This window comes from Pseudomonas sp. K5002 (genome assembly GCF_013386655.1).
Lineage (GTDB): Bacteria > Pseudomonadota > Gammaproteobacteria > Pseudomonadales > Pseudomonadaceae > Aquipseudomonas.
This window is the reverse complement of the sequence record NZ_JACARK010000235.1, coordinates 1-12,013: the sequence shown is the minus strand read 5'-3', so window position 1 is coordinate 12,013 and position 12,013 is coordinate 1. Positions and strand designations below refer to the sequence as shown.

General features: G+C 60.2%; 8 protein-coding genes and 1 pseudogene. 2 read left to right on the top strand and 7 right to left on the bottom strand.

The window, feature by feature from the left end:
• Both HX846_RS12560 and HX846_RS12555 read left to right on the top strand, forming a co-directional pair.
• A pseudogene (locus tag HX846_RS12560) lies at positions 1-184 on the top strand (FAD-dependent oxidoreductase); the annotation flags it as partial.
• Positions 185-375: 191 nt separating this feature from the next.
• On the top strand, positions 376-651 hold the full coding sequence (locus tag HX846_RS12555) for an HU family DNA-binding protein (RefSeq protein WP_003213368.1): 276 nt from the start codon (positions 376-378) through the stop codon (positions 649-651).
• A gap of 117 nt (positions 652-768) precedes the next feature.
• On the opposite strand, the gene HX846_RS12550 is transcribed toward HX846_RS12555, so the two are convergent.
• The 7 genes from HX846_RS12550 to HX846_RS12520 form a co-directional block, all read right to left on the bottom strand.
• Positions 769-1,176 (bottom strand): hypothetical protein, encoded by a 408-nt coding sequence (locus HX846_RS12550; protein ID WP_003213360.1) that lies wholly within the window; start codon positions 1,174-1,176, stop codon positions 769-771.
• Positions 1,177-1,191: 15 nt separating this feature from the next.
• The gene (locus HX846_RS12545; protein WP_102604052.1) at positions 1,192-5,499 is read right to left on the bottom strand and encodes an RHS repeat-associated core domain-containing protein; all 4,308 of its coding nucleotides are present in this window, start codon (positions 5,497-5,499) and stop codon (positions 1,192-1,194) included.
• A gap of 12 nt (positions 5,500-5,511) precedes the next feature.
• On the bottom strand, positions 5,512-5,946 hold the full coding sequence (locus HX846_RS12540) for a DcrB-related protein (RefSeq protein ID WP_003213356.1): 435 nt from the start codon (positions 5,944-5,946) through the stop codon (positions 5,512-5,514).
• Positions 5,947-5,961: 15 nt separating this feature from the next.
• Positions 5,962-7,902 (bottom strand): type VI secretion system Vgr family protein, encoded by a 1,941-nt coding sequence (locus HX846_RS12535; protein WP_087693723.1) that lies wholly within the window; start codon positions 7,900-7,902, stop codon positions 5,962-5,964.
• A 74-nt stretch (positions 7,903-7,976) separates the two neighbouring features.
• On the bottom strand, positions 7,977-10,634 hold the full coding sequence (tssH, locus tag HX846_RS12530; RefSeq protein ID WP_087693722.1) for a type VI secretion system ATPase TssH: 2,658 nt from the start codon (positions 10,632-10,634) through the stop codon (positions 7,977-7,979).
• On the bottom strand, positions 10,627-11,670 hold the full coding sequence (tssG, locus tag HX846_RS12525) for a type VI secretion system baseplate subunit TssG (RefSeq protein ID WP_178965479.1): 1,044 nt from the start codon (positions 11,668-11,670) through the stop codon (positions 10,627-10,629). Before tssG ends, tssH begins: the two co-directional genes overlap by 8 nt.
• Positions 11,634-12,013 (bottom strand): type VI secretion system baseplate subunit TssF (locus tag HX846_RS12520; RefSeq protein ID WP_178965478.1); only part of this gene is annotated, 380 nt, incomplete at its 5' end. The genes HX846_RS12520 and tssG, both read right to left, overlap by 37 nt.

Here is a 12,013-nt window from a genome sequence, read left to right as displayed (position 1 = left end):
CCCGCTGGGCGTCTCGCCACCGCCACGGGGCACCGAAGGCGTGTGGAGCGTCGAAGGGCAGGGCGGCGACATCAAGGCCCTGTGCCGCGACGCCAGCGGCCGACTGCTGGGGTACGCCCTGACCGGCACGGCCGTGATGGAAAAACTGGCCCTCAACAAAGAACTTCCGCCGCTGCTGGCGTAAATGCTGGTCGTTCTGTCGGAATAAGCATCATTTTGACCGTAGAAAGGTCGCCGTGAGACTGGCGCAGGCCCCGATGGCATGCCATCCTCACTCCCGTCTGCCGCAGAGTAGAGCCTGCGGCGCCTTGGGCGCTGCTCCGATAGAGAGCAGCACGGACATAACAACAAAAAACCGTCAAAGAGGCTTCACTTATGCGTAAACCAGAACTCGCAGCCGCTATTGCAGAAAAAGCAGACCTGACCAAAGAACAGGCCAACCGCGTACTCAACGCCGTACTCGAAGAAATCACCGGCGCGCTGCATCGCAAGGACAGCGTCACCCTGGTAGGCTTCGGCACCTTCCTGCAGCGCCACCGCGGCGCCCGCACCGGCAAAAACCCGCAAACCGGCGAGCCGGTGAAAATCAAGGCGAGCAACACCGTTGCGTTCAAGCCAGGCAAGTCGCTTAAAGACAGCGTCAATCCGTAAGTCATGTAGAACGCGCTACGCACATGCGAGTGTGAGCGCGGGATGAAAAATGGGCACGCCGACTGGGTCGGGTGCCCATTTTTTGTGGGTGGGCAATCCTTGCTCAATCGTTGAGCTTCAAGCTGTCCACTCGTTCTCAATACACCATTGCTGTACATCCGCAATTAGTTGCGCCGATACCGGTTGCAGATTGGGGAGTTTTTTCTCGTATTTCTTAATACTTTCAACAAAAAATGTAATGAATGCCGCACCTATTAATTTGCGCTGAGCAGCTATGTCTTTTTTCAGTGGAACAAAATCTTCCTCGTCCATGGCGATATCCAGACCGAACATTTTGTCTTTTGCGTAATAACGGCAAAATGTTTTTCGTTCCAGGTTCTTCGGCAGGCATCGCATGCAGACCGCCAGTTCCCAGTCGAGGGTGGGATACTTTTTTTCAAGAATCTCACTCAGGCCATTTAGCTCGTCGGTGATTTCAAAGACCTTTGTCCAACTCGGTGAGTCCGATGTCGTATCGACTCGCATAAAGTATTCCTTATGTCAGTGCCTGCATTTGTTGCCCGGGGGTAGTTTTCCTCGGCGTTTAAAATATTTTCCGATTTTTAATCTTTCCCATACCTGCATATTGCCCTTCGTCGGTGCTGCCATAACCCTTTTGTAGGCAAGATTTTTGGATTTCAGCCACTTTTGGGTATATCGCCGATTCGGATTGACGGTTTCACCGACTTTCCAAACTTCACCTTTTTTCAAATAGACTTGGCCTATTGGCTTTTTATGGCCCCATGCCATCTCGTCATAAAAGCCGTCCTTTTTCGCAATCAGGTAATAAAGCTCGGGGGCCAGTCCCCATGGATCAATCCAGGATATTGGATTGGGGGCGTACTGATAAAAATTGAGCCCGCCGTCAAACTCAATCGGATCCGGTGTCGTAAACCGTCCCACGTCCGGATCATAAAACCTGAAAGTATTGAAATGCAGCCCCGTCTCCCGGTCCAGATACTGCCCCTGAAAGCGCAGGTTCTGTTCTTCGATGTAGTACGGCTCGCGCACTTCCTCAACCGTATTGCCCCACACACGATATGTCGCGCGCCAGACATTATGCCCGTCAGCTTCAGTCAGTTGCTCCGGCAGTCCGTTGAGGTCGTTGTGGTAGTAGCGGATTTTCTGCAGCGGCCCGGTGCCGTCAACGCGAGCCAAGGGTTCGCTGCCTTCATCTTCATAGATGTAAAGACTGGTCTGGCTGTGTTTATGCTCCTGCAATAACCGCAGCCCATCCCAGGTAAACCGGGTTCCCCCCAGGGGATAGCCGTCGTTGCCATGTTCGTTTTTCTCAATGCGTCGGCCCAACGGGTCGTAGATCATCCTGACTACGCTGCCGTTTTCATTGCGCACTTCAATCAGCCGGCTTTCTGCATCGTAGGCGAAGCGTTGCAAGCCACGCGCTGCGCTGCGTTTTTCGATCATCCGACCGAACGCGTCATAGCGATAACGCTTGTCCTGATAGGTCAGCAGTTTGTTATGCACGACCAGCCCAGCGCCTGACTGCGGGCCATCCAGCAGGTTGGCGGCGGCATCGTAGGCAAACGTTTCGCGCTGGCCGTGCAGGCTGTCCTGGCTGGCGATGATGCGGCCAGTGGCATCGTAGTGCAGCAGTTGGCGATGTTGTATGGCAGATTGCTGGTCGAACTTGCCGACCAAGTTGTCGGCAGGGTCATACTCGAACTGCTTTTGCGCTGTCGCTGGCATCAACGATGGCAGGCCTGTAAGGCGGTGTTGGCGTGAGCGTAGACGGCCGCTGCGGTCATACTCACTGCGGGTGCTGAGTCGGCCTTGGGTGCGCAGTACTTCGCGGTGCAGGCGGTCGCGTTCAAAGTCGCTGATGACCTGGCCGTCGAGATTGACCTGATGCAAGTGACCGCTGCCGTAGTACAGGCGATTGAGCCAGCGTCCGTCGGGTATCTGGGTCTGGATAAGATTACCGAGTTCGTCGTAGTGGTGCTGCAGGGTGCCCATAGAACTCTGTTCGGCAAGCATTTGGCCGAGGGCGTCGTAAGCGAAACCAAGGGCTTGGGTATTGCCCAGCAGGTCGGTGAAGGTGACGGCGGTGAGCTGGTCCAGCGGGTCGTAGGCGTAGTCGGTGCGCCCATCGTCGGTGGTTTTGGCGATCAGCCGACCTACTGCGTCACGTTCCATTTGATGGACAATGGGCGCTGGCGGCGTCTCGGGAACCAGGCCTAGCCCGTTGCCGTAGGGGGCCGGAGTGGCGGTCACCGTGGTGATATGGTCCAGTGGATTGTAGGTGTAGCTTTTGGCACTGCCATCGAGGTCTTGCTGCTCAGTCAGCCGATCCCCGGCGTCCCAGGCAAAGAGATAACGTTCGCCGTTCTCGTTGGTCAGTGCTTGCAGGCGCCCATAGCTGTCATAGCCGAACTTCACCTGCCGGCCATGAGCGTCGGTGCGCAGGCTTATCTGGCCACGTCGATTGTGCTGGTAGAGCGTGGTATGTCCGGCAGGGTCGGTGTACCCCACGAGTTGGCCGCTGACATCGCGTTGAAACAGCTCGATGCGACCGTCCGGCAGTTGGTTGCTGAGTAAGCGCCCCTGGAGGTCGTAGCTGAATTGAGTGCGCTCGCCAAGCGCGTCGGTGATCACCTGCAGATAGCCGCGCTCGTCGTAGCTGAAACGCGTGGGATAACCCGAGCAATCAATGTGTTCGACCAATTGCCCGAACGGATTCCAACGCAGTTTTTTGCTTTTACCGGAGGCGTCGATGATTTCCACGACCTGGCCGTGGGCGTCATAGCGATAGCGGGTGATGTGGCCCAGCGGGTCGGTTTCGGCAACGCAATTGCCGCGAGGATCATAGCGATACTGCCAACTGTTGCCGGCGGCGTCGGTCTCCACCAGGGGTAACGCCCAGTGTTCAAGCCACAACGTTGAATCGCTGCGGCCCAACGGGTCCGTTTCGCCGATCAGGTTGCCGGCGTCATCATGCTTGTATTCATAGCGTCCACCTTGCGGGTCGGTGGCGCTGAGAAGTTGGCGTTCGTCATTCCACTCGAACAGCCAGGTTTGCCCCAGCTTATCGCTGTATTGAATGATCTGGTGCTGAGTATTCCAATGTCGGGTGCTGACGCGCTGTAAGCCGTCGATGATACGGGTGAGGCCCGCCTTCAAGTCATAGTCGAACTGGTAGGAGTCACCTTCATCGGTCCAGTGTCGGACGACTCGCCACTCTGAGTTTTCAATCAGTGCCCATTCATAGAAGCACCGCAACCCGGTGGGTAACTGATGCTCCACCATTCGGTGCCCGGCATCGTACGTGAAGCGCCGCTGCACCTGGCCAGAGGCATCGCGCACCTCTGCCAGATTGGCCCTGGCGTCATAGCCGTAGCTGACGAGCACTTCGCGACGTTGATCTGGGAATAGGCGTTCGACGCGAGTGACGTGCTCATGTTCGCGTATCAACTCGACCTGCACCAAGTCGAAGGTATCGCGCAGGCGTACCAGGCGTCCGGCCTGGTCGTAGTCGAGATGAATGCGGTTGTCGTTGCGGTCGCCAAGTTGAATCAGGCGCAGCAGCGACGGGTTGGCTGTGGGCTCAAACAAACGATATAGGCCGTCGTCACTTTCAATCAGCAACTGCCCGTTGAGGTGCCGACGCACAGAGAGCCCTTCGCCGGGGCTGAACACCGCCCCCCCCAACGGGATCGAGCCCATGTCGATAGGGCGCCCCTGCTCGTCGGTGTAGACCAGCGCTTCACCGCCTTCTGGATGAGGTTGGATTTCGACGCATACTTCATAAGCCACACTCCAGCCTGTACCGAACAGTGTGCCTGGGCGTTCGTCGCGGCTGTTGTAGAAGCGTTGCCAGTCAATCGGCAGGATGGCGGGCAGTACAAAATCCAGTTCATCGGTGCCGCCCAGCACCTTCGCTCCCGTTGCAGCATGCACCGGATTCGACGAGCCCATGGCAGCGTTGGTCATCGCGTCCATCGCGCTGCTGACGGCCATCGAAGTAGCCCCGCCAATCAGCATGCACGGCAACTTGCTGAAGAACTTGCCCTTGCCGCCCTTGAGCATCAGTAACGCGGTGACCGCCAACCCCACGCCCGGCGTCTTGCCACTGCGTATTTCCCGCACCACCACTGACCCGCCGCCAATGGTCACGTTCGATGAAATCAACCCGGACGACACCACTGTTGCATCGCAGGTACTACGATCACCACTGCGCACCGCAGGCTGGCCATTGATCGTGACCTTATCCGAACCCTCGGCCAGGAACTGCGGAGGCATCGGTGGATGCTTCATGCAGGTGACCAAGTCCAGAGGCTTGGGCACGGCTCCTGGTGTGGGAGTAGCCACCGTGGGGCGCCACATTTGGGAGAAGAAGCTCTCGGCCATATCCAGATAACTGGCTTCTGGTTCGGGTGCGGGTTCTTCCAGTTCGGTTCCGGCTGGCGCGACATGCGAGCTGATCGCTCCCGCGGCACGTGCGGCGGGAAGGTTGTTGGTCAGGGTATCGGTGGCACCGGTGAGAATATTCGCCTGTACCGTGGGCGGAAACAGGGCGTTGCTGAAGCTGTCGCATAAATTGGTGAGGCCTTTGTCCGCCCCGCTCTTGCTCATGAGAAGGCCGACAACTGTGCCCACCACTGCGCCGAGCAGGACGCATCCGAGTCCGCCGGTAGCGACGGTGATACCGGTAGCAGCCACCACGGCAGCAGTCGCTACTGCAGTGATCGCGATATTGGCCGCCACCTCCAACACACCGCCGAGGATGTCGGCCATCATTGAGGTGTGGGAGAGCGCGTCGCCCATGCGAGCGGCCCATAGAGCATCAGACATGCATGGTGCCCATCAGGAAATCGCGTCGAACGACAATGAGTTTTTGATCGTCGCCCAGTGCGCCGCCTCGGCATCGCCCAGCTTGTCTGCCTTCACATAACTCAAGGCGAGCATCTTGCGTGTGCCCGGGATTACCAGAGCCAGTTGGTACTGGAACACCTTGTCACTGCCCTTGCTGAACTGGCTGCGGAGCTCTATGCCTTCTACTTCCTTTGTTGCACCTAGACGGACACCGACGCCCGGTTGATAGCGCAAATCCTGCACCTGTTTTTCCAGGCGTTTGAGCTGTTCGTCGAAGTTGCTGTGCAGGGTTTCGCCATCGGTGAGGAAGCTGCGGCTGATGATCAAGGAAGTGCCCAGCTCGGGGAACTTGAGGATATTGATCGTAGCGTCCTGCAGCTCGCCGGCTGGCAGTTGGAACTGAAATTCGTTAATTCGGTACGTCATGGAAAACAGGTCTCGTCAGGAGCTTTTAGGCGCGGGGAACGCGGCTTTGATATTGGCGTCGATGCTGGCTTTCATGCCCTGACCATCGGGTGTTGCGCCGGGGCCGCCGCCGTTGTTCAGGTGCAGGACGCCGCCGGTATTGAATTCGGCATCGCCGCTGGCGTGGAAGCTGATATTTACGCCACTCAGGTTGATCTGCCCGCTGGCGTTCAACTCCAGGATGCTTTTACCGCAGACCAATCGCAGGTTTTCGCCCACTTCAATCACGTAGCTCTGGCTGATGCTGTCGGTCTTTCTCTGGCCCACCGAGAGGATGTCTTGATGCTTGACGATGCGCACTCGATTGTTCCCAATCGTCACCGTCTCGTCATGCCCGATGCTTTTGTTCCGGTCATGCCCCACCGAGTGGCTCTCATCCACCTCCACCACGATGTCCTGATTACGCTCGGCATGGATGTACAACTGCTCCAACCCCTTCTTGTCCTCCATGCGGATTTCATTGAAGTTGGCCGGCGTGCCGCCTTTGCTGGAGCGGCTTTTCATCCCGCTTTGGGTGGCGTTTTCCGGCAAGTCGTAAGGCACGGTCTGCTCGGCGTTGTACACGCGGCCGGTGATGATCGGCCGGTCGGGATCGCCTTCCAGGAAGCTCACAATCACTTCCTGGCCGATCCGCGGGATCTGCATCGAGCCCCAGTTTTTTCCGGCCCAGGACTGCGATACGCGAATCCAGCATGAGCTGTTTTCGTTGGACTGGTCGTGGCGGTCCCAATAGAAATGCACCTTGACCCGGCCATATTGGTCGGTCCAGATTTCTTCGCCCTTGGGGCCCACCACCAGCGCGGTCTGCGGGCCTTTGACGATGGGCCGGTAGGTGTTGGCCAGTGGGCGGAAACTCTGTTGCGCGTCGATGCAGGTAAGGGTGCTTTCGAACTGCGCCGAAGGCGCGCCACCGCCGCTTTCGAGGCTTTCCTGGGAGATGTAGTAGCGGGCGCCGACGATCAGGTATTCGCGGTTCTGGTCGCGGCGACTGAAGCCGGTGAGGCTGAACAGGTGGCCGGAACCCAGGCCGCGTGCATTGCCGCTGAACTCCACTTGTTCGTGCAGGGTTTGCAGGGCTTCGATGCGGGTGCGGGCGTAGTGTTCGCCGTCTTCGCTTTTGACGTAGGTGCCGGGGTAGTCGTACAGCGGGTAGTCGCCGGCGGTGTGCGGGCGCGGCATGGCCGAGCGCACGTCGATGCTCGCGCTGGGGCGCTGGAAGTCGTAGTCGTTGAGCTCAAGGGAGCCGGGTTGTACTTCCTGTGCCAGGTGCCAGTTGTGCATATGGTCGCGTTCGCGCTGCTGCTCGTCCTTGGGGTAGTAAGGCACCGAGGCGTAGCCGGGCACGTTGGCGTGGGCACCGTAGGCATCGGCCAGCACCAGCACGTGGCGGTCCTGCTCGTGGCGGAAGAAGTAGTAGATGCCTTCCTGTTCCATCAGGCGGCTGACGAAATCGAAGCTGGTCTCGCGGTACTGCACGCAGTATTCCCACTCGCGGTACGGGCGGCTCAAGGCGTCTTCGAAGTCGGAAAAACCCAGGTCGCGAAACACCTGCTTGATGATCTGCGGGATGCTCAGGTTCTGGAAAATCCGGCAGTCGGAGGTGCGGCTCAGCAGCCACAACCACGGGCGCAAAGTCACCTGATAGCTGGCGAACTGGCCCTGGTCGATGTTCTGGCTGCAGCGGGCGACGATGCCGTGGAAGTGTCGCTCGCCACCGTCCGCCAGTTGCAGGTTCAGGCTCATGGGCTTGCCCAGCAACTGGTTGAGGTCGATGTTGGCGTCCAGCGAGGTCAGCTGCAGTTCGAAATTGAACAGCCGACCCAGCTCTTCGCCGCCACCCATTTCATTGAGCAGCAGCACATCCGGCCCCAGGGGGCTGGTGATCTTGGCCAGGCGTGAGGCTTGGTTGAATAACATCGGTTAACCCGTAAATAGCGTAATAACTGTAGGAACCGGCTCCGCTCCCACAGTTTTGATCGCATTCCGTCAGGTCAATCGTTGAAGTCGTAGTGCAATTCGTTATCCCGCGTGCTGATCCGCACCCCCGCCAGCGCCTTGCCTTCGAGCATGCGGGTGAGGAATTCGCGGCTCATGTCCGGCAGCAGGCTGTTGGTGAGGATGGTGTCGATCATCCGCCCGCCGCTTTCGGTTTCGGTGCAGCGGGACACGATCAGGTCGACCACGTCGTCGTCGTAATCGAAGGCGACTTTGTGGGTGTTCTCCACGCGCTTCTTGATGCGGTTGAGTTGCAGACGGGTGATCGCCTTGAGCATCTCGTCGCTCAGCGGGTAGTACGGAATGGTCACCAGGCGGCCGAGCAGCGCCGGCGGGAAAATCTCCAGCAGCGGCTGGCGCAGGGCCTTGGCGATTTCCTCGGGCTCGGGGATGTTCGCCGGGTCTTTGCAGACCTGGGAAATCAGCTCGGTACCGGCGTTGGTGGTCAGCAGGATCAAGGTGTTCTTGAAGTCGATCACCCGGCCTTCGCCGTCTTCCATCACGCCTTTGTCGAACACCTGGAAGAAGATTTCATGCACGTCCGGGTGGGCTTTTTCCACCTCGTCCAGCAGCACCACGCTGTAGGGTTTGCGCCGCACGGCTTCGGTCAGCACGCCACCTTCGCCATAGCCGATGTAGCCCGGTGGCGCACCCTTGAGGGTGGACACGGTGTGGGCTTCCTGGAACTCGCTCATGTTGATGGTGATCACGTTCTGCTCACCGCCGTACATGGCTTCGGCCAGGGCCAGGGCGGTTTCGGTCTTGCCCACGCCGGAGGTGCCGGCGAGCATGAACACGCCAATCGGCTTGCTCGGGTTGTCGAGGCCGGCGCGGGAGGTCTGGATGCGCTTGGCGATCATCTGCAAGGCGTGGTCCTGGCCGATGATGCGTTTCTTCAGGTGCTGGTCGAGGTTGAGCACCGTCTCCAGTTCGTTGCGGGCCATGCGGCCCACCGGGATGCCGGTCCAGTCGGCGACCACCGAGGCCACCGCTTGGTAGTCCACGGTCGGCAGGATCAGCGGGGTTTCGCCTTGCAGGGTGCTGAGGCGTTGTTGCAGGTCTACCAATTGGGCACGCAATTGATCATCGCCGCTGTCCACGACACCGGATTTTTCGCGCAACGTCGCACGGGTGGCGAGCAACTCATCCACCAGGGTTTTCTCTTCGGCCCAACGGCTTTCCAGGGTGGCCAGGCGCTCGCGTTCGGCGCTCAGCAGCGCTTCGCTGTTGGTCTGGCGCGCACCGATGGCGATGCCGATCGCGTGCTCGCGGGCGATGATTTGCAGCTCGGTTTCCAGTGCCTCGATACGGCGGCGGCTGTCGTCGACTTCTGCCGGCACCGCGTGCAGGCTGATGGCGACGCGGGCGCAGGCGGTGTCCAGCAGGCTCACGGATTTGTCCGGCAATTGACGCGCCGGAATGTAGCGGTGGGACAGCTTCACTGACGCTTCCAGCGCTTCGTCGAGGATCTGCACCTGATGGTGTTTTTCCATGGTCGAAGCCACGCCGCGCATCATCAGCAACGCCTTTTCTTCAGACGGCTCGGCCACTTGCACCACCTGGAAGCGACGGGTCAGGGCCGGGTCTTTTTCGATGTGCTTCTTGTACTCGGCCCAGGTGGTGGCGGCCACGGTACGCAAGGTGCCGCGGGCGAGGGCGGGTTTAAGCAGGTTGGCCGCGTCACCGGTCCCGGCGGCGCCACCGGCACCTACCAGGGTGTGGGCTTCGTCGATAAACAGGATGATTGGTTTCGGCGAGGCCTGGACGTCTTCGATGACCTGACGCAGGCGCTGTTCGAACTCGCCTTTCATACTGGCGCCGGCTTGCAGCAGGCCGACATCGAGGCTGCGCAGTTCCACATCTTTCAGCGCGGGTGGTACGTCGCCGGCGACGATGCGCAGGGCGAAGCCTTCGACCACGGCGGTCTTGCCGACGCCGGCTTCACCGGTAAGGATCGGGTTGTTCTGGCGGCGACGCATGAGGATGTCCACCAGTTGGCGGATCTCTTCGTCACGCCCGACGATCGGGTCGAGCTTGCCGCTACGGGCCTGTTCGGTCAGGTCGACGGTGAAGCGCTTGAGGGCTTCCTGCTTGCCCATCGCGCTCGGGGCCATGGCGCCGCTGGCCTCGCCCGGTACAGCACCGGCGTTGAAACCGTCGCTGGCACTCAGTGCATTTTCGGGCGAGTCGCCGACGTATTCATCAAAGCGTTCGCTCAGGGCTTCGGCCTTGATCTTGTCGAACTCACCGGACAAGCCCAACAGCGCATGGCGCAGGCTCGGCGTCTTGAGAATTCCCAGCACCAGGTAACCGGTGCGCACCTGGCTTTCGCCAAACATCAGGCTGCCGTAGACCCAGCCACGCTCGACCGCTTCTTCCACATGGGACGACAAGTCAGTGATCGACGTCGAGCCACGGGGCAGGCGGTCCAGGGCTTCGGTCAGGTCGCGGGCCAGACGCGCCGGCTCGACATTGAACTGTCGAATGATGCGGTGCAGGTCAGAGTCCTGCAGTTGCAGCAACTGGTGAAACCAGTGGGCCAGTTCCACGTACGGGTTGCCCCGCAGCTTGCAGAACACGGTGGCGGCTTCGATGGCCTTGTAGGCCACGCTGTTGAGTTTGCCGAACAGTGCGGCGCGACTGATTTCACCCATGCTCTGGATTCCTTGAGGTGTTGGCGTGTTCGGCGTAATGCCGGGCCAGGATTAGGTCGTTGGCGTCATGCTCGGGTTGGCCGAGCCAGGTGTTGAAGCCCAGGCGGAACTGGCCGTTGAGTTGCAGGGCCGGCACTTCCGGTTGTTGCAGAACCAGGTTCAGGTCCCAGTCCAGTTCGTGGCCCAGGTACTCGGCGACCCACGCCACCAGCTCGTTGAACGGCTGGCTGCCGGGCAGCATGCCCATGTAGTCATCGAGCTTCAGCGGGCCCAGGCGGATGCGGAATTTATGCTGGCGGTCCCACACATGGCTGCCCAGGCAAAAGTCCACGCCCAGCTGGTTGGCGCTGACACTCACGCGGCTGCGTTCGGGCAGCTCCAGCCATTGGCCGATGTACTCTTCGATCTCCACCGGCAGGCCGAAGTACTCGCCGAGAATCGCCTTCAGGCCGTCCGGATAGCGGGTTTGTGCCGACAGGTGGCCGCTGTAATGCAGCTTCGCCGTGTCGGGGATCAGGCCCTGGTTGAGCAGGCTCGGGGTGCCGCGACCGCTCAATGCGGCGAGGCGCGCCGACCAGTAGTCATCGTCCGGGCGATCATGGCTGACGGTAGGCCGCGCCTCGGCCCAGGCGCGATAAAACAGGGTCAACAGGCGGTGGTGGAACACATCCAGGAAGCGCTTGCTGGTGCTGTCGGCGTTGTTGCGCTGGCGCTCACGCACGTACTCGGTGATGTGCAGCGGCAGCGGGCCGTTGGGGCCGCCGAGGCCGAAGAAGAACTGCTCCAGCCGTGCCGGCTGGCCTTCAGCCCCAGGTTCGACCGAGGCCAATGTGGCCGGCGCAAAGGTGCAATCGGCCTGCTGCCCGAGACGCAGCGGGTCATCCGCCAGGCGCAGGGAGTGCCCCAGGCGTGGCAGGTCCGGCGATTCGCACTCGATGCGCCGCAGCGCCTGGAAGAAGTCATATTCCCAGGGCTCCTGATGCATCGCATCCAGGGTACTCACAGGGTCGGACGGCGTCCGGGCTTGGCTTTCCATCGCATGATCTCGCCGCGTTCGGTGGTACGGATCACCGTCTCGGTAAAACTGTTGATCGACACATAGCGTGCCAGGAACCGTTCAAACACCGCACCGAGCAGGAACACGCCGGTGCCGCGGAACGCGTTTTCATCAAATTCCAGAGTGATCTCAAGGCCGCGGCCAAACACGATCGGGCCGGGCATCGGCAGGCGCCGGGTCACCGCCTTGCTGCTGACTTCCCGCAGGCCTTCGATCTGCAATTGCAGGGCGGCGTCGTTGCTGTCGCCATACAGGCGCAGCAGTTCACGCAGCGCGGCGGCGCCCTGGCCTTGCTCGCTCAGCGACAGGTAGTTCAACGACA